The organism is Vibrio sp. Evd11, from assembly GCF_900382755.1.
Classification (GTDB): Bacteria; Pseudomonadota; Gammaproteobacteria; order Enterobacterales; family Vibrionaceae; genus Vibrio; species Vibrio lentus.
The window spans coordinates 144919-164266 of the sequence record NZ_OSDX01000009.1 but is presented as its reverse complement, the minus strand read 5'-3'; the positions used below and the strand labels follow the sequence as shown (position 1 = coordinate 164266).

17 protein-coding genes and 1 pseudogene are annotated in these 19348 nt (G+C 44.0%); 5 read left to right on the top strand and 13 right to left on the bottom strand.

Annotated features, from left to right (window positions below; genetic code table 11):
* Positions 1–14 precede the first annotated feature (14 nt).
* Positions 15–614, bottom strand: a complete 600-nt coding sequence (locus tag ED652_RS06310; RefSeq protein ID WP_122053887.1) for a tRNA-uridine aminocarboxypropyltransferase — start codon at positions 612–614, stop codon at positions 15–17.
* A gap of 9 nt (positions 615–623) precedes the next feature.
* Between ED652_RS06310 and rrtA the strand changes: the two genes are divergently transcribed.
* Positions 624–1172: a rhombosortase gene (rrtA, locus tag ED652_RS06305; RefSeq protein WP_122053886.1), complete on the top strand. Its 549-nt coding sequence runs from the start codon at positions 624–626 to the stop codon at positions 1170–1172.
* On the opposite strand, the gene ED652_RS06300 is transcribed toward rrtA, so the two are convergent.
* The 8 genes and pseudogenes from ED652_RS06300 to ED652_RS24145 form a co-directional block, all read right to left on the bottom strand.
* On the bottom strand, positions 1163–1462 hold the full coding sequence (locus ED652_RS06300; RefSeq protein WP_076678053.1) for a ComEA family DNA-binding protein: 300 nt from the start codon (positions 1460–1462) through the stop codon (positions 1163–1165). The genes rrtA and ED652_RS06300 overlap by 10 nt on opposite strands.
* Before the next feature lie 226 nt (positions 1463–1688).
* Positions 1689–3554 carry a peptidylprolyl isomerase gene (gene ppiD, locus ED652_RS06295; protein ID WP_102465941.1) on the bottom strand — a complete coding sequence of 622 codons (1866 nt, stop codon included), beginning with the start codon at positions 3552–3554 and terminating at the stop codon, positions 1689–1691.
* 220 nt (positions 3555–3774) lie between these two features.
* The gene (locus tag ED652_RS06290) at positions 3775–4068 is read right to left on the bottom strand and encodes an HU family DNA-binding protein (RefSeq protein WP_012604504.1); all 294 of its coding nucleotides are present in this window, start codon (positions 4066–4068) and stop codon (positions 3775–3777) included.
* Positions 4069–4238: 170 nt separating this feature from the next.
* Entirely contained in the window at positions 4239–6590 is a 2352-nt protein-coding gene (gene lon, locus ED652_RS06285; RefSeq protein ID WP_122053884.1) for an endopeptidase La, read from the bottom strand.
* 132 nt (positions 6591–6722) lie between these two features.
* Positions 6723–8003 carry an ATP-dependent protease ATP-binding subunit ClpX gene (clpX, locus tag ED652_RS06280; RefSeq protein ID WP_009847283.1) on the bottom strand — a complete coding sequence of 427 codons (1281 nt, stop codon included), beginning with the start codon at positions 8001–8003 and terminating at the stop codon, positions 6723–6725.
* Positions 8004–8084: 81 nt separating this feature from the next.
* Positions 8085–8711 (bottom strand): ATP-dependent Clp endopeptidase proteolytic subunit ClpP, encoded by a 627-nt coding sequence (gene clpP / locus ED652_RS06275; RefSeq protein WP_004736080.1) that lies wholly within the window; start codon positions 8709–8711, stop codon positions 8085–8087.
* A 105-nt stretch (positions 8712–8816) separates the two neighbouring features.
* Positions 8817–10115, bottom strand: coding sequence for a trigger factor (tig, locus tag ED652_RS06270; RefSeq protein WP_004736079.1), 1299 nt, complete (start codon positions 10113–10115; stop codon positions 8817–8819).
* 335 nt (positions 10116–10450) lie between these two features.
* Positions 10451–10732: pseudogene (locus ED652_RS24145) on the bottom strand (hypothetical protein).
* A 68-nt stretch (positions 10733–10800) separates the two neighbouring features.
* Between ED652_RS24145 and ED652_RS06265 the strand changes: the two are divergent.
* The 3 genes from ED652_RS06265 (at position 10801) to ED652_RS06255 (ending at position 14355) form a co-directional block, all read left to right on the top strand.
* On the top strand, positions 10801–12609 hold the full coding sequence (locus ED652_RS06265) for an ATP-binding protein (protein ID WP_122053883.1): 1809 nt from the start codon (positions 10801–10803) through the stop codon (positions 12607–12609).
* Between the two features lie 60 nt (positions 12610–12669).
* Positions 12670–14016 carry a sigma-54 dependent transcriptional regulator gene (locus ED652_RS06260; protein WP_122053881.1) on the top strand — a complete coding sequence of 449 codons (1347 nt, stop codon included), beginning with the start codon at positions 12670–12672 and terminating at the stop codon, positions 14014–14016.
* 156 nt (positions 14017–14172) lie between these two features.
* The gene (locus ED652_RS06255; RefSeq protein ID WP_122053880.1) at positions 14173–14355 is read left to right on the top strand and encodes a hypothetical protein; all 183 of its coding nucleotides are present in this window, start codon (positions 14173–14175) and stop codon (positions 14353–14355) included.
* Positions 14356–14429: 74 nt separating this feature from the next.
* On the opposite strand, the gene ED652_RS06250 is transcribed toward ED652_RS06255, so the two are convergent.
* The 3 genes from ED652_RS06250 to ED652_RS06240 form a co-directional block, all read right to left on the bottom strand.
* A complete protein-coding gene (locus ED652_RS06250; RefSeq protein ID WP_004736074.1) occupies positions 14430–15791 on the bottom strand; it encodes a TRAP transporter large permease in 1362 nt (453 codons plus the stop codon).
* 2 nt (positions 15792–15793) lie between these two features.
* Complete coding sequence (locus tag ED652_RS06245) at positions 15794–16549, bottom strand: TRAP transporter small permease (RefSeq protein ID WP_102487433.1); 756 nt, start codon at positions 16547–16549, stop codon at positions 15794–15796.
* A 65-nt stretch (positions 16550–16614) separates the two neighbouring features.
* The gene (locus ED652_RS06240; protein ID WP_012604509.1) at positions 16615–17610 is read right to left on the bottom strand and encodes a TRAP transporter substrate-binding protein; all 996 of its coding nucleotides are present in this window, start codon (positions 17608–17610) and stop codon (positions 16615–16617) included.
* Between the two features lie 346 nt (positions 17611–17956).
* On the opposite strand from ED652_RS06240, the gene ED652_RS06235 reads away from it, so the two are divergent.
* A complete protein-coding gene (locus ED652_RS06235) occupies positions 17957–18364 on the top strand; it encodes a thioesterase family protein (protein WP_122053878.1) in 408 nt (135 codons plus the stop codon).
* Between the two features lie 20 nt (positions 18365–18384).
* Here ED652_RS06235 and ED652_RS06230 read toward each other — a convergent pair whose 3' ends face one another.
* A complete protein-coding gene (locus ED652_RS06230) occupies positions 18385–19212 on the bottom strand; it encodes a 4'-phosphopantetheinyl transferase superfamily protein (protein WP_122053876.1) in 828 nt (275 codons plus the stop codon).
* Positions 19213–19348 lie beyond the last annotated feature (136 nt).

Here is a 19348-nt window from a genome sequence, read left to right as displayed (position 1 = left end):
TCGACTAAAGCAGCTTAATCTAGGTAGTTTTTCTCAAATACACCGGGCGGCATTTGATTGATTTGAAACTGAATCATTTGGTCGAATGCCGTTAGCAACGGACTGAAATCTCGGTCGCCCTCTAACAAATTCAACAAATTGTATCCGGCTTCTACCGTCGACAAGCTGTTTTCGCTCGGCGCCTTACGAATTCGATAGTTACCTTTGAGATCTTTGGGTAGGTGAACGGTTTGCAACGCGTGTAAGTTACCCGATACCTGCCACATCTTGAATGCCTTCTTCCACGTGCCATCCAATAGAATTACACGCATTTTTTTGCTTGAGTGTATTGCAGATTCAACAGACACAGAGTGCTCACTTGGGTACAAAATTACATGTTGGTAATCTTCATCGGCCAACAACTCGTTCAGTTTTGTATTCTCTGAAAAGTCTTCCCCCACAAGCGTCACGCTGTTTTTCAGAGATAACGAGAGAATACGCGCAGTTCCCATCGGGCGATGCTCTTCTGATGGGTGCTGAAGAATGATAAGCTCAACGTTCGATTCTAGTGGCGTAACCCACTGACAAATACAAGCTTTCAAAGCCTTGCTGCATTGGCGGCAATAACGAGACATGGATTTAATGTGTACCCTGTTTTAATTTTCACTTCACTTTTATGCGAATTATTCCAACTAGAGCCTGTGCAGGCTTGGGTCGTATGGGATAAAAATGCGATCGCCGATGGGCAATGGTGGCGGATCCTAACAGGAAACTTTTCACATACCAACCACTCACACCTTCTGATGAATTTAGCAGGCTTGTGGATCATCAGCTATCTGTTTCAACCGAGTAAAAAACAGCTTGTTCTTGCTCTGCTTGTCATTAGTTTAGTGACTGGGATCGCTCTGCTGCTTTCGAGTATTCAGATCTATGTTGGCCTATCTGGCACTTTGCATGGGTTGTTTGGCTTATTCGCGCTCAGTGAGGCTTTAAACGGTAGGAGATCAAGTTGGCTGTTAGTATTAGGATTAGTCGCTAAAATCGCTTGGGAGCAGCTTGTCGGTCCATCGAGTACAACTGGCGAACTGATTAATGCTCGTGTCGCGATTGAAGCCCACCTAGCCGGTGCACTGGCCGGAGGCTTCATATCTATCGCTTCATTTCTAACAAATAGGAAAACGGATCAAAGTTGAATTCTATCTCGGTTCTTTTCAACTGTGGCTTCACCTATCCCTTTCACACTCACCAAATCATCAGCAGTCGTAAACGCACCGTTTTGATCTCTGTAATCGACGATCTCTTGGGCTTTCTTGTCCCCTACACCAACTAATAGTGCTGATAGCTCCTCCGCCGTCGCGGTATTGATGTTTACCGTAATCTCAATGCCATCGTAAAGCTCAGCTTTAGTTGGGCTATCAGAGAACGCTGGGTAGCTCAGGGCCATCAGAAATGAAAGAAGTAGTGTTGAATATATCGTGCGCATAAACCGTTCCTTTGAACAAAAAACGTAATTTATGCATTTGCCGCACTAGATAACACAATCACCAGATAAAAATAAAGCGGGTCACCAAAGTGACCCGCTTCGTTATACATCTTATTTTCATCAGCTTGTTTGTTGGCTCGCAAATCTCTTTTACAGAGCAACAACCATGCTTTGATTATCAGTAGCAAATCATCAAGTTGACCTTACTACTGAGATAATCAAACGCTTACTGACCTTGACCCACTACGTAGTATTCAACGTCTGCGTTTTTGCGCAGTACGTTTAATACATTAGTAAGGTCTTGCTGATTACCAACTCGTTCCAACTGTGCACCAATTTGAGTACTGTAAGCTGGGTTGATTTCAGCCGTCACTTTAGAGAGCTCAACAACAACGATGTTCCCGTTTTGGTCTTTAGATTGACCGAACACAGCTTGACCTGCTTCTGGTTTCGCTAGAGCGAATACAGACGCCGCTAGTGGCGAATTACGGTCAATCGTTTCAAGTTCAGTGAACTCAAGGTTGTTATCTGCAAGTACTGCTTCGTTACCTTGCTTAAGCTCATTCACTAGAGAAACACCTAGCTCAACTGCTTGTTGCTCAGCTTGTACAGCAGATAATGCGGCCACAACTTGATCTTTCACTTCAGCTAGAGGAAGAACTGTCTCGTCGCGAGTCTCTTCTACACGCACAACAATCACGTGCTCAGGAGACACTTCGATAACTTCAGAGTTCAGACCGTCTTCTTTCACTTCAGGGCTCAAGATAGCTTGCATAACGGCAGGCGTCATCAGAACTTCTGGAGCGTCAACTTGAGAGATGAAATCAGTTGTCGTGATCTTCGCGTTGATAGCTTCAGCAGAATCATCCAAAGAATCTGGGAATTCAAACGCTACTTTTTCTAGCTCAGTTTGCTGTTCGTAGAACTGATCTACAGCACGCTGGTCTAGTAGCTCTTGTTTAATTTCAACGGCTACTTCTGTGTAAGGCTGAGCTTGAGACGCTTTAATTTCGTCTAGCTTGATGATGTGGTAGCCAAAATCAGATTTAACTAGGCCAGTCGTATCGCCAATATTCTCAAGAGCGAAAGCCGCGTCTTCGAATGCTGGGTCCATAACATCGCGTTCAATCCAACCTAAGTCACCGCCAACATCGGCACTACCGAAGTCGTCAGATTTCTCTTCCGCTAGCGTAGCAAAATCAGCGCCTGCATTTAGCTCGTCTAGGATTGACTGAGCTTTCGCTTCGTCATCACCTTGAACTAGGATGTGGCTAACTTTACGTTGCTCTTCAGTTGAGTACTTGTCTAGGTGCTCTTGGTAGTATTTCTGTGCTTCTTCATCGCTTACTTCAAGCTGAGACTTAAGTGCTTCAGCTGAAAGCTCGATGTAAGACACCTTAGCTTGCTCTGGACGAGTGTAAGCTTGAGGGTTCTCAGAGTAGTACTGTTCAATTTGCTCATCAGTTAGTTCAATGTCTTTTGCTAGATCAGCAACAGATAAGGTCACTGTGCGAATGTCACGAGTTTGAGCAATAAGCTTGCTCTGAGTATCGATTTCGCCTTGAAGAACAAACTCACTGCCTTGAAGCGCAGTAACAAGCTGGTTACGCATGAGGTCACGACGCATGTATTCAGCGAAGCTTTCTGCGCTGAAACCAGCACGACGCAGTGCTGCTTGGTAAACTTCTTGATCAAATTGACCAGCAGTTTGGAACTGAGGCATTTCTAGAATCATTGTACGGATTTGAGAATCACTGATTCGTAGGCCTAGTGACTCAGCTTGCTGCTCAAGTAGAACATCATTGATCATGCGATCAAGTACTGATTTACGGAAAGACTCTACGTATGCAGGGTCTGCAAGCATTTGAGCGAAGTAATCGCCAAGTTGAGACTGCATACGATTACGTTCATTTTGGTAAGCTTGTTCGAACTCACCACGAGCAATTTCTGTGTTGCCAACTTTAGCTGCTGCGTTGTTACCGCCACCGGTGATGTAGCTGCCTACACCTGCGAATACGAATGACAGGATAATCAACCCAAGGATAATTTTTACCGCGATGCTATTCACGCCTTCGCGTAATCGATCCATCATAATTTAAGTGCTCTCCGGATATGAAGCATTGGCTTCAAAATAAAAATCTATTCACGCGATATTATCAGAAAAAGAAATGCGCATCAGTAGGATGCGCATAATTTAAATAAGTTCAATGTGCTTTGCACACATACTGTCTAAGAATGAAACATCATTGTTCAAACAGTAAACGCATTTTACTGCCTTCCCCTCTCTAAAATCGAGGTTTCAGCAGTGAAAATTAGTTACATGCGTCTTTAAGTGCTTTACCTGCTTTGAAGCCAGGTACTTTAGCTTCTGCGATTTGGATCTCTTCACCAGTTTTTGGGTTACGACCTGTACGAGCAGCACGAGTACGAACACTGAAAGTACCAAAGCCAACAAGGGCAACTTGGTCACCTGATTGTAGCGTTGTGCCAACTGCTTCGATGAAAGCGTCTAGAGCGCGACCAGCTGAAGCTTTAGAGATGTCTGCGTTTTCTGCGATTGATTCTACTAGTTGTGTTTTATTCACTGTTTTTCCCCTATGTGTCATCTGTGACTACTTCTTGATGACTGTACGTTCCATTTTGGTTTTAATTTAGCCGCAAGCCTTATTGCAAAAGGGCTGCCGCTTTAGTCAAATAACTTAGCGTCCAAAAAAAACGCTGACAAGCCTTTTCGGGTCTATCAGCGTAATTCTTTACTTATTTTTGCTATGCATCACTATTTTTTCACGTCAAACTCGACCCCTGACGGATCTCGTTCTAACGCGACTTTAAGTACATCATCAATCCATTGGACCGGAATCACCTTTAAGTCAGCGATTACATTGTCTGGAATCTCTTCCAAATCACGCTCATTGTCTTTAGGAATCAAGACAGTTTTGATGCCGCCACGGTGTGCTGCAAGCAGTTTTTCTTTCAAGCCACCGATAGGTAAAACTTCACCACGAAGGGTAATTTCACCTGTCATACCGACTTCAGCTTTCACAGGATTACCTGTTAGGCTGGATACCAATGCAGTACACATTGCGATACCCGCACTTGGGCCATCTTTTGGTGTTGCACCTTCCGGTACGTGAACGTGAATATCACGTTTCTCGTAGAAATCGGTGTTAATACCCAGATTTTCCGCACGAGAACGAACCACGGTCATGGCAGCTTGAATCGACTCTTTCATCACATCGCCAAGAGAACCGGTTTGCGTTAGCTTACCTTTACCTGGCATGGATTCAGTTTCGATAGTCAGCAAGTCGCCACCAACTTGAGTCCACGCTAAACCAGTCACTTGACCGATACGGTTACTCTCATCAGCTTTACCAAAGTCATGACGTTGAACGCCTAAGTACTCTTTCAGGTTATCAATGTTAACCGTTACAGACTTAAGGCTGCTGTCTAGCAAGATGTTCTTAACTGCTTTACGACAGATCTTAGAGATTTCACGTTCTAGGTTACGCACACCCGCTTCACGCGTGTAATAACGAATAATGCCGACGATAGCTGAATCTTCGATATTAATCTCGTGAAGCTTAAGACCATTACGTTGAACCTGTTTGTCCAGTAAGTGACTTTTAGCGATGTTTAGCTTTTCATCTTCTGTGTAACCCGACAGACGAATCACTTCCATACGGTCCAGTAACGGGCCAGGAATGTCCATTGAGTTAGATGTTGCAACAAACATGACATCTGACAGATCGTAATCTACTTCTAGGTAGTGATCGTTGAATGCAACGTTCTGCTCAGGGTCTAATACTTCTAGAAGCGCTGAAGATGGGTCACCACGCATATCAGAAGACATCTTATCGATTTCATCTAATAGGAACAGTGGGTTCTTAACACCAACTTTAGACATCTTCTGGATTAATTTACCCGGAAGTGAACCGATGTATGTACGACGGTGACCACGAATCTCAGCTTCATCACGAACGCCGCCTAGCGCCATACGTGTGTACTTACGACCCGTTGCCGCGGCAATCGAACGACCTAGCGAAGTTTTACCAACACCAGGAGGACCAACAAGACAAAGGATTGGGCCTTTTAGTTTGTTGATACGGTTTTGTACTGCCAAGTATTCGAGAATACGTTCTTTAACACGCTCTAAGCCGTAGTGATCTTCGTTTAAGATCTCTTCCGCTTTCGCTAAATTCTTTTTAACTTTTGAACGCTTAGCCCAAGGAACGCCTACCATCCAATCAATGTAACTACGTACTACTGTTGCTTCAGCAGACATTGGCGACATCATTTTCAGTTTTTGCAGTTCTTGCTCAGTTTTTTCACGAGCTTCTTGAGGCATCTTAGAATCTTCGATCTTCTTCTTCAGAGTCTCGAATTCATCAGGCGCGTCGTCCATCTCGCCCAGTTCTTTCTGAATCGCTTTCATTTGCTCATTCAGATAGTACTCACGCTGAGACTTTTCCATCTGTTTCTTAACGCGGCCACGGATGCGTTTTTCAACTTGCAGGATATCAATTTCTGACTCCATTTGGCCCATCAAGAATTCCAGGCGTTCCGTCACATCTGAAATTTCTAGAACGTGCTGCTTATCTACCAGTTTAAGTGGCATGTGCGCAGCAATCGTATCAGCAAGGCGAGCAGCCTCATCAATACCGTTCAGCGAGGTTAGAACCTCTGGTGGAATCTTTTTGTTCAGCTTAATAAAGCCTTCGAATTGATTGATCGCACTGCGAACAACCACTTCTTGTTCTTTTTCGTCAAGTTCTGAGGTTACAACGTATTCGGCATCTGCTAAGAAAAACTCACTCTCTTTGAACTGGTGAATTTTTGCACGCTGCTGACCTTCAACAAGTACTTTTACGGTACCATCTGGCAGCTTTAGCAACTGAAGAATAGTCGCGACTGTACCTACGTTAAATAGGTCGTCAATTGAAGGCTCATCAGTGTCCGCTTCTTTCTGCGCTACAAGTAGTACTTGTTTGTTAGCTTCCATTGCCGATTCAAGGCAAGTAATCGATTTTTCACGACCAACAAACAATGGAATAACCATGTGTGGGTAAACCACTACATCACGTAGAGGTAGCACGGGGATTTCGATACGCTCGGAACGTTCCAAGTTCATATATTTCTCTCTTCCGCTTTAACTTATAAAGCAGTATATGGGGCTTAAACGACTGGATTCAATGGAAGAATAAAAAAAAGGAGGTAATTGCTTACCTCCTTTTTCAATTTGAGTGTGTAGTCTTAAAAAGACCTACTCTGCAACAGCTGCTTGGTTATCTGAGTTACTGTAAATCAATAGTGGTTCTGACTCACCATTAATTACCGACTCATCAATCACAACCTTGCTTACATCGGTTGAAGATGGCAGTTCGTACATAGTTTCTAGTAGAACACCTTCCAAGATAGAGCGTAGACCACGAGCACCCGTTTTACGGTTCATTGCTTTCTTCGCAATTGCGCGTAGGGCGTCTTCACGGAATTCTAACTCTGTATCCTCAAGCTCAAATAATGCAGCGTACTGTTTTGTCAGTGCATTCTTTGGCTCACAAAGGATTTGGATTAGCGCTTCTTCATCAAGCTCTGTCAGTGTTGTTGTAACAGGTAGACGACCAATGAATTCTGGAATCAAACCATACTTCACTAGATCTTCAGGTTCTACTTGAGTGAACAGTTCACCGATAGTTTTGGTTTCGTCTTTTGAACGCACTTCTGCGCCAAAGCCGATACCTGAACCTGTTTCTACACGTTGCTCAATCACTTTATCTAGGCCGGCAAACGCACCACCACAGATAAATAGGATCTTAGACGTGTCCACTTGCAAGAACTCTTGCTGTGGATGCTTACGACCACCTTGAGGTGGAACTGAAGCCACTGTACCTTCTACAAGTTTTAATAGAGCTTGCTGTACACCTTCACCAGACACGTCACGCGTGATCGATGGGTTTTCAGCTTTACGAGAAATCTTATCGATTTCATCGATGTAAACAATGCCGCGTTCCGCTTTCGCTACGTCGTAATCACATTTCTGAAGCAACTTCTGGATGATGTTTTCAACATCTTCGCCCACATAACCCGCTTCGGTTAGTGTTGTTGCATCTGCCATTGTGAAAGGAACGTCTAGGAAACGAGCCAGTGTTTCAGCCAGTAGGGTTTTACCACTACCAGTAGGACCGATAAGAAGAATGTTACTCTTACCTAGCTCTACGCCTTCAGCCGTCGTATCACCATTACGTAAACGCTTGTAGTGGTTATATACTGCAACTGCTAGCACTTTTTTCGCGTATTCTTGACCGATTACATAGTCGTCAAGATGCTCACGAATCTCACGCGGCGTTGGCAGCGATTCCGATTCTTTCTTTGGAAGAACATCTTTAATTTCTTCACGAATAATGTCGTTACAAAGATCGACACATTCATCACAAATGTAAACAGAAGGACCTGCGATTAACTTACGAACTTCGTGCTGGCTTTTGCCACAGAAAGAGCAGTAAAGCAATTTACCGCTACCACCCTCTTTGCTTTTATCTGTCATTCGCTAACCTCTTAGCCTTTACTCTCTATGTTTGAGTGTATATCAATTTGAATCACTTTGCGTTAAACAATTGCCCTGCAATTATTGACCGCGGTGATTAAGAACTGAATCCACCAAACCGTATTCTACAGCCTGATCAGCAGACATGAAATTGTCACGATCTGTATCACGCTCAACAACCTCTAGAGGCTGACCTGTGTGCTCTGCCAATAGTTTGTTTAGCTTTTGCTTGATCGTTAGGATCTCTTGCGCGTGAATTTGAATATCAGACGCTTGGCCTTGGAAGCCGCCAAGTGGCTGGTGAATCATTACACGTGAGTTTGGAAGCACGTGACGCTTACCAGGAGTACCACCCGCTAGTAAGAATGCACCCATAGAGCAAGCTTGACCCATACAGACTGTGCTCACGTTTGGCTTAATGAACTGCATTGTGTCGTAGATAGACATGCCCGCTGTTACGCTACCGCCAGGTGAGTTGATGTAAAGATAGATATCTTTGTCTGGGTTTTCTGATTCCAAGAAAAGCAGTTGAGCCACGACAAGATTTGCCATGTGGTCTTCCACTTGACCTGTTAAGAAAATGATACGTTCTTTTAATAGACGAGAATAAATATCGTAAGAACGTTCACCACGGGAAGTCTGTTCAACCACCATAGGAACTAGTGCGTCCATAATCGATGGCATTGTATTTTTTTCTTGGTAGCTCATATTCTTATGTCCCTAAAATAAATGGCCCGAATGATTAAATCATACGGACCATTGTTAGCAGAATTGTTGACCGTACGTCAACCTTCTACGTCAGATATTACTATATTAAGCAGGTTGCTGATTCATTAGCTCGTTGAAGCTAACTTCTTTATCAGAAACTTGAGCTTTAGCGATGATTGCATCAATAGCTTGCTCTTCTAGAGCAACATTGCGCATGTTGTTCATCATTTGCTCGTTTTGCTCGTAGTAAGCAATAACTTCTGTTGGATCTTCGTATGCTGTAGCCATCTCTTCGATGATAGCTTTCACTTTCTCGTCGTCAGCTTTTAACTCTTCAGTCTTGATTACTTCACCAAGAAGAAGACCTACAACTACGCGACGTTTAGCTTGCTCTTCGAACAGCTCACGTGGAAGTTGGTCAGCAGCTTCAGTGTTGCCACCGAAACGTTGAGCAGCTTGTTGACGTAGAACACCGATCTCTTGATCGATTAGAGCAGAAGGTACGTCGATGTTGTTTTCGTTAACTAGACCGTCGATTGCTTGCTCTTTGATACGGTTCTTAACAGCTTGCTTAAGCTCACGCTCCATGTTCTTACGAACTTCAGCTTTAAGGCCTTCAACGCCTTCAGCTGCGCCGAACTTAGAAACGAATTCTTCGTTTAGTTCTGGAAGCTCACGAGCTTCAACTTTGTTCAGCTTGATAGAGAACTTAGCAGCTTTACCTTTTAGGTTTTCAGCGTGGTAATCTTCTGGGAAGTTTACTTCGATTTCGAATTCCATACCTGCTGTTTTACCAACGATACCGTCTTCAAAACCAGGGATCATGCGACCAGCACCCATCTCTAGTGGGAAGTTCTCAGCTTTACCGCCTTCGAACTCTTCACCGTCGATAGAACCAACGAAGTCGATAGTTGCACGAGAACCAGCGTCAGCAGCAGCTTCAACTTCAGTCCAAGTTGCTTGTTGCTTACGTAGAGTTTCGATCATCTCTTCAACGTCAGCTTCTTTAACTTCTACTGCTGGTTTCTCAACAGTGATGTTTTCTAGACCTTTCAGCTCAACTTCTGGGTAAACTTCAAAAGTTGCGTTGAATACTAGGTCAGCGCCTTCGTTGTTTTCAACTGGTGCGAAAGTAGGTGCGCCAGCTGGGTTGATTTTCTCTTTAACGATCGCTTCGATGAAGTGACGTTGCATTACTTCGCCCATCACGTCTTGACGTACTGCTTTGCCGTACATTTTAGCAACCATCTTCATAGGCACTTTGCCTTTACGGAAACCATCGAAACGACGGTTTTTCGCGATGTTGCGTAGTTCAGCTGTAACTGCATCTTCGATGTTAGCAGCAGGAACAGTAATATTAAGACGGCGCTCTAGGCCTTCTAGCGTTTCAACAGTAACTTGCATTATATAAACCTCAAAACTGGCTCAGTAATCTGAGCATATGAGCCGTAACTTAGCTTTAATTCAAAAGCCGACGTTGTTGGCTGCATTCTTGTGTAGTGCTCTATCCGAACACCTAATTTAAAATCGAGCATTGATGTCTGAATTGATTATTCAACCAAACACCAGACTAATCAGCGATATCTTCGTTCTTCACATGCTTATTAAACGTTCTCACGCAGTTATAAAACGTTCTCACGTACTTACAAAAAGCAGTAAAGCTTGTTTTCGAAAACAAGAAAGGTATCTCCGATTAGCCTCAGGACAAAAATTTTAGATGCGACATTCTAGCGATCTGTTTAATCTCTGTCGAGCCGTTCACCTCTGCATGATGATGAATGCTCTAAATTCGTCCAACTAAATGATATAAAAACGATCAAATCATCACTTAGCACAACAGAAATGGGGACAATAGCGACTTTTTCAAGGGAATCGAGGGCTTTTTTTGCTAAAAACCTTAAAAAGAGATCTTGCTCTTGTTTTACCCCTCAGAGTCGATAACTTTTTCAACAATCCCGGTTACAAACCCTTAACCTAGCCCCACCTGTCGACTTTCTCCTTTCAGCAAAAACTACCGCTATTTGCTACCATAAATGAGAGAAGACAGGCTTGATTGATTGATTACCAAAGAAATGAGCGGAGAGCCTTCATGTTTCAAGCTTTGCGAATCCCAATACTATTAATGGCCACTTACAGTCTACTGATGGTCTTTGGCGGTCATTGGGTATGGAATACAAGTCATGAAAGTTTGTTAAATGATCATCAATCTAAGCTAGACCGCTTTTCGGTTCATATTTCAAGTCAATTGGACAAGTTCGCGCACATTCCCGAGCTGCTTTCAAAGGACAAAGAGCTGGTCGATGCCCTGCATTCACCCAGTAACTCTGCGCAAATTGAACTCACCAATCGCTACCTACGCCATGTAAATACTGTCATTCAAGCATCAGACACGTATTTACTCGACAGCATCGGCACCACGATTGCGGCCAGTAATTGGAATCAACAGCGCTCTTTTGTTGGACGTAACTTTGCTTTTCGCCCCTATTTCCAACAGGCCATTCTTGGTCATGAAAACCAATACTTTGCGTTAGGTTCGACCTCAGGAAAACGCGGCTATTACTATTCCTACCCTGTATCCTATGCCGCTGAAATTATTGGTGTTATTGTCGTAAAGATGGATTTATCGCTGATTGAAGCCAGTTGGAGGGGTAAGCAGAGCTTTTTTGTTGCTGACGATAAAGACCAAATTGTTTTCATGTCGAGTAACCCTGAATGGCTGTTCAAAAGCCTTCAACCTTTGGGCGAAGAGCAACGATCTCGTATTAGAGAAAGCCAACAATATCTAGATACCAATATCGAGAGCCTCCATTTCTCCGGCGATTTAGAAAGCGCCACCAGCAGTATTAAGTCGTCTCATCCATTGGCAAAGGAACAGTTCTTTACCTCTTCACGCTTCCTGTCCGATCCTAGATTAACCGTCAGAGTGTTCTCTCCAACTCACCTAGTCTGGTGGGATTTGATCGCCTACCTCGTGGTGTTGAGCTTAGTGTTCGCCATTATTTATCTTGCGATACAACTCAGCACACATCGTCAACAAAGGCGTGCGCAGATCGACAGATTGCAGTCTGAAGCGAACCAGAAACTTGAATTTCAAGTGCTCGAAAGAACCTCTGAGCTTCATATAGAGATCAAGCAACGTATCGAAACAGAGCGCGTACTCAGACAAACCCAAGATGAACTCATACAAGCCGCAAAATTGGCCGTTCTGGGTCAGATGTCAGCGAGCATCAGTCATGAGCTAAATAACCCATTAGCGGCTATTCGTAGTTACACGGACAATGGCCGACTTTTTCTCGCCAAAGAAAAGACAGACCGTGTTGATGACAACTTATCTCGGATCTCAGCGCTCACCGATCGAATGGCTAAAATCAGCCACCAACTTCGCTCCTTTGCTAAGAAATCGACCGCTGAAGAGTTACACACGTTACAAATTTTACCGGTTCTTCATTCCTCAAAAGAACTGATGAAGCCTCAACTCAAGAGCGAGAGGGTAAAAATTAATGAGTTACCCGATGCTTTTGATGTTCGTGTGGTCGCCAATGCTATCCAACTGGAACAAGTCGTTATTAACTTGCTGACCAATGCCATTCAAGCAATGGATCAACAAGACGACAAGCAATTGTCCATCTTGTTGGAGATACGACCACCAAGCAAAGACACAACGAGTACACTGCTTATTCATATCGATGACAATGGCCCGGGGTTTTCCTCACCTTCGAACGGCGATTTTTTCGAACCTTTCCATACCACGAAGAAGAATGGGCTTGGGTTAGGCCTGTCGATCTCTCAACAAATAATCAGCGGAATTAACGGAAAGCTTATTACAGGTACCAGCCCTCAAGGTGGTGCTCGATTTAGTATCGAGTTACCTATCGTTCCAACAAAAGAATCAGATTAGTCGCCAAGCAAACCAGTACACCTTCACCAATAATAAAAATAGAAGATTAAAGGAATAACTATGTGTCACGTCTATTTCATTGATGATGAATCCGATTTAAGAATAGCCATCGAGCAAAGCTTTGAGCTTGCTGATATCGATGCTGAATTCTTTCCCGATGCAGAATCCGCCTTGCTCGCTATCCAAGCGGATGGTCTTCCCCATGTCATCATCACTGACATTTGCTTGCCAGGTATATCAGGGCATGATCTACTCAATACCCTGATGCACAAAGATAAAGAACTTCCCGTCATTATGATCACAGGCCACGGTGACATCTCCATGGCAGTACAAGCGATCCAAGACGGTGCCTATGATTTCATTGAAAAGCCGTTCGCCAATGAGCGCTTAATTGAAACAACCAAACGTGCGATAGATAAACGTCAACTCACCCTTGAGAACCTTGAATTAAAGCGCTCGCTCAAGGCCAGTAAAGCACTTGGACCAAGAATCATTGGTGATACACAATCCATGACTGAGCTGCGTTCTATCATCACTCATGTGGCAGACACTAGCGCTGACATTTTACTCTTTGGTGAAACTGGCACAGGCAAAGAGTTGGTCGCACGTTCCCTGCATGAACAAAGCAGCCGCCGAGAGCAAAACTTTGTTGCGGTCAATTGCGGTGCGGTTCCAGAAAACCTGATTGAAAGCGAACTGTATGGACATGAGAAAGGCGCGTTTACTGGCGCAGAAAGCAAACGTGTCGGTAAATTTGAATTTGCTCAATGCGGAACCCTATTCTTAGATGAAATTGAATCCATGCCGATGCAGGCACAAATTCGCCTACTGCGTGTATTACAGGAACGCGTGATTGAGAGAGTTGGATCCAATAGCTTGGTGCCTCTCGATATTCGTGTGATTGCCGCCACCAAAATCGATCTAAAGAAAGCCGCTGAAGAAGGGACTTTTCGACAAGACCTCTATTACCGACTTAATGTTGTGACCCTAGTTTTGCCACCGTTAAGAAGCCGCCAAGAAGATATCCCTGCGCTTTTCCATCACTTCTTGCTGGTCGCTGCGGCGCGTTACGGCAAAACAGCCCCAGCACTTCCAAAAAAGGAACTGCACGCGCTTTTAGTACATGATTGGCCTGGGAATGTGCGTGAGCTACGCAACAGCGCTGAACGCTTTACCTTACTCGGAAAATTAGCTCAATTGGGTGATGGGGTAAGCTCAGAAATCCACTCAGACGCGAGCATTAACCTATCGGACCAAGTGGCAGAATTCGAAAAAACGGTGATCGAGCGCGCTTTGATTGAGAATGAAGGGAGTATAAAATTAACCATGTCTCAATTAAATGTCCCAAGAAAAACGCTTTACGACAAAATGCAGCGTTATCAAATCAACAAAGATAATTTTAAGTAAAATAATAGATTTCAAAGTGAAAATTAAGCCGTAAAATAAAAGAATCAACCTAGAAACAAAACTCAAAGCGCAGCTTGATCTCAATCTATATCGAAACTGGCAGAGATTAGATTCCTCTTCCATAATTCATGCGTCGGTTATAAGGAAAAGTTGCATATGAATGAAAAAACGACCATTCCTATCATTCTAGAAACAGTGCTGATTGATGACCATTATGAAGTAGAAAAAAGGTCTGGGCGCGAGCGAAGAAAGAAGAAAGCACGCTGGAAAGGCTATGACAGACGTTTAAGAGGCACAGTAAGGCGTGGGAAAAATAAAGCGATAGATGAAAAGGTGTAACTCTTCATCTATCGCCGTTATTTACATTGAGAATGAAACCGTTTGTTAGACTAGCCGTGTAACTAAACCGCACACTACTTGGTTATGATTTCGGGTCCCATCAATGTGGTCGGTAACCATGTTGATACCCACGGTACGTAAGTTACGATAATCAAGAACAAGAACATCACGCCAACCCACGGCAGTGCGGCTTTTACCACATTCATCATCGACATCTTGGCAACCCCGGCGGTTACAAACAAATTGAGCCCTACAGGCGGCGTTATCATCCCTATCTCCATGTTCACCACCATCATGATACCTAGGTGAATAGGGTCGATGCCCAGTGCAATTGCGATTGGGAATACCAACGGCGCAACGATGATCAGCAAGCCTGATGGCTCCATGAACTGCCCACCAATCAAGAGTAGAACGTTCACGACAATCAAGAAGGTAATCGGACCTAAGCCCGCAGAAAGCATAGACTCAGTGATCATCTGAGGAATACGTTCTTCGGTTAGTACATGCTTAAGAATCAGAGCATTGGCAATGATAAACAGCAGCATGATGGTCAGCTTGCCTGCATCGTAAAGCGTGTCTTTGGTGTCTTTATGGAAAAACGTTTGGAACACTTTCACCAAAGCAGGCTTTGTATTTTTCTTGTCCGCAAACGGCCCCATATCTTTGTAGATAAAGTTGGCAATAAAAAACGCGTAAACCGCTGCAACAGCCGCCGCTTCTGTCGGAGTAAAGATACCGCCGTAGATACCACCTAAAATGATAACAATCAGCAACAAGCCCCAGCTCGCATCCTTCGCGGCCGCGAACATCTCACCCCAGCCCACAAATGGCTGTGCAGGAATTTTCTTAATACGTGCTGCAATGTAGATAGCTATCATCAACATCACACCCGCCAACAGGCCAGGAATCACGCCACCTAAGAACATACGACCTACAGATACATCCGTCGCCGCAGCGTAAACCACCATAACGATGGATGGTGGAATCAAGATACCCAAGGTACCCGCGTTACAGATAACCCCTGCCGCGAACTCTTTTGTGTAGCCGTTTTTGATCATACCAGCGATAACAATACTACCGATTGCTACTACCGTTGCAGGAGACGACCCAGATAACGCTGCGAACATCATACACGCCACAACCGATGCCATAGCTAAACCGCCGCGGAACCAACCTACCATTGCGATAGCAAAACGGATAATACGTTTCGCCACACCACCAGTAGACATAAAGCTAGAGGCCAAGATAAAGAAAGGAATCGCTAAGAGTGTGTAGTGGCCTGCAAATGCATTAAACAGCGTTTGTGCAACGGATGCCAAAGAAGCATCTGAATGCATCAATAAGAATATGACGCTTGATAAACCGAGGGAAATCGCAATTGGCACACCGACCAACATGAAAGCAATTACCATTAAAAATAGAAATAACATTGCCATGATTAGTCTTCCTTACCGTTAGATTTTGTACCCGACTCATTCGCCTTGTTTTGCTTAGTCGAATCCAATACCGCAGTCGCGTCTTCATCAGAACCCGCTAAAACATCAGCTTTCAATGCATCCAGCTCTTCTTCCGCTTCATGGCCTGCAATCATGCGGTCAAGCTTGCCCGTCGCCACTTGATAAGCGATTTGGATGAATCGGAACGTCAGCATTGCCATACCAATCGGCAGTGCCATGTAAGGAATAAAACGTGGCAATTTCTCGTATCGTTCGCCTTCATTCAGCCAGTCGGCAAGAAACTGAAGCATCTCTGGCATTGGAATATCATCGGTTTCATACCAAGCGCGCTCAGTCGCGAACGGGTACCAGTAATTCCAAGAACCGATAAGAAGTAAGATTGAGAATGCTAGGCAGCTTGTGACGGCGATTAACGCATACATTTTACGTAGCTTTTCTGGGGCAAGGTTAATGATCACATCAACGCCAATGTGGAAGTGTTTTTTAACGCCATAAGATGCGCCCACTAACACCATCCAAGCGAACATGAACACGGTCAGTTCCAGTGCCCACAAGATATTGCCATTGAATGCGTATCTGAATACAACATTGGCAAAAGTAAGTAGCGTCATTGCGCCAAGGAAAAATGCGATTAATGACTCTTCAATCACATCCGTAACTCTTCCGACTTTGGAAAAAAGAGAGGTTTCCAGTGCTGATTCGCTAGAATTTGGTTGTTCCATTTGAGGATTATCCATAATTGACTCCGCTTATAGTTATTTTAATGAGGAGTGGCGAAATTCACGCCACTCCCTTAGCGGTGTTATTGGTTTGAAGCTAACGCTGCATCGATAAGATCTGAACCGATGTCTTTTTCAAACTTCTTCCATACTGGTTGAAGCGCAGTTACCCATGCTTCACGCTGTTCAGGCGTAAGCGTACGAACCTCACCACCCGCTTCGATGATGTTGTTTTTGTTCGCTAGGTTAACTTTTGAAGATTCTGCGTTACGAGTCTCAGACACTTCTTGAACGATTGTGCCAAGTTGCGTACGTACATCTTCAGGTAGGTCTTTCCAGAAGTCGTTCGACGTTACTACGAGGTAATCAAGGATACCGTGGTTAGTTTCTGTCACGCCGTCTTGTACTTCAAAGAACTTCTTACCGTAGATGTTTGACCATGTGTTCTCTTGGCCATCGATAACCTTAGTTTGTAGGCCACCGTATACTTCTTTGAAAGACATCTTCTGTGGGTTAGCACCCAGCTGTTCAAACTGAGCAACCAATACGTCTGATGCTTGAACACGGAATTTCAAACCTTCCGCGTCTTCAGGATTGATAAGAGGTTTGTTTGCTGACATCTGTTTCATGCCATTGTGCCAAAACGCTAGTCCTTGAAGGCCACGACGCTTCATCGCGTTCTTCAGCTTTTCGCCAGACTCTGAGTTTTGGAAACGGTCAACAGCTTCTACGTCTTCAAATAGGAAAGGAAGGTCAAAAATGCGGTATTTCTTAGTGAACTTCTCAAATTTAGACAGCGATGGTGCCGCCATTTGAACATCACCATTTAACAGGGCTTCCAGTACTTTATTATCATCGTAGAGTGTTGAGTTAGGGAAAACTTGCATACAAGCTTTGCCATTCATTTCCGTGTTTACTCGCTCTTCCAGTAAAGAAGCGGCAATGCCTTTCGGGTGCTTGTCGGTATTGGTTACATGACTGAATTTAATCACGATTTCACCTGGGTCACAGTTTGCAGCAGCATTAAAACTTGTGAGCGCCAGAGCAGATACAGACAGCAGGGTAAGAGGCTTAAACATTATTATTCTCCTTAGTAAACAAAGCAGCCCTTCAATGGGAACTGCGTGCTTTCACTAAGGCAATTAGCGCGCCACATTGACACAAGACATTAACAAACCTTTAACCACAAGGCTTCATCATAGTTGCCAACATGAGTCGTCCACTCTTTGCAAAATTTAATGGGTGGAAAATGACACATAGAATATTTATAAATGGGTGGGAGTTGACCAAAGCATCAGTGATAAATGAGGTCTGACCAAAAGCCCCTTTCACGATGATGCCTTGAAGTAATTTCAACCTATCCTGTAGAGTGCTGCACAACTTAGTCAGATTTACTGATCCACTACTTACCAAGAGTTGCTACCCATGAGCAAGATCTACCATCACCCAGTACAGATTTACTACGAAGATACCGATCACTCAGGTGTGGTTTATCACCCTAACTTTCTTAAATACTTTGAGCGTGCACGCGAGCATGTGTTGGGTAGCGATAAACTGGCAACATTGTGGAATGAACACGGATTAGGTTTTGCGGTATATAAAGCCAACATGACTTTTCAAGATGGGGTTGAGTTCGCTGAGATCTGCGACATCCGAACCTCTTTTGAACTCGATGGCAAATACAAAACGCTATGGCGACAAGAAGTGTGGCGTAAAGATGCAACCAAACCTGCGGTGATTGGTGATATCGAAATGGTTTGCCTAGACAAAGACAAGCAACTACAGCCCGTGCCTGCTGAAGTATTAAAAGCGATGCTTGGCGAAACGAGCTAATTTCGTCTCACCAAACTCGCTTAAAAGAGGTGAGACGACGAAAAGGTTCTCATCTCTATCTGCATGGGTAGCAAATTTCCGCCAAGTGTAACCGCAAAGCGATACTGTTCATCCAGCCGCCCTATGCAACACTGCCAATCTGTAGAACTATCGGTTTTCTCAGTAACATCCAACCCAACTCCACTGTATATGCTGATTTCACCATGCAATCTAATTTCATCCTGCAAGTTTGGCTGAAAATCCGAAGCGTGAAGTGACAGTGTTTGCTCCGTCAGATTGGAGAAATCAAACGAAAAGCTTCGCAACGATGTGGCTAGCCCTTTACCCGTCGCTTTGATATACGACTCCTTCAGCGCCCACAGATCGAAAAAGCGCTCTCTTTGTTCTTCTTTGTTGAGCTTAAGTAAATCCGTCAATTCCGTATCTGAAAAATAGTGCTTCATGATCGAGTCGATATTGGTCGAGCTTCTGGCATGTTCAATATCAACACCTAGCTGAACTTGCTTACCTTCTCTCTGGCAAACTGCGATTAACAAATGTTCTTTGCTATGACTGATATTGAAATTCAGGCCGGTTTCTATTTGTTGTTTCTCAATTAATCTTGGCTTCCCTTTCTCACCATATTCAAAGCGCCACGCTTCAGGCATCAAATCAGAATAGCTAGACAGCACCTTTCTCAGATAATTTCGTACATACAGGGCCTGAATCTGAGATGAGGGCATTCGATAGCGTTCAACTTTGGCTATCTCGTCTGCCGTCAGTCTCTTTTTGAGCTGAGATACATTGTCTGGCTGGTCATTCAAGTTACTCAAAGAGCATAGCCACAAATCAACAACGGGAGTTTTCATTTAACTCGAAATCACTTCTATAAATCACTCTTCACAACACGATTGGAACAACCCAATCGAACAAATTTAACTCACCTATGAATTAAGTGGAACCTAGAGAATACGGGAGGGAAACCACCTTCATATGAGGACTTAA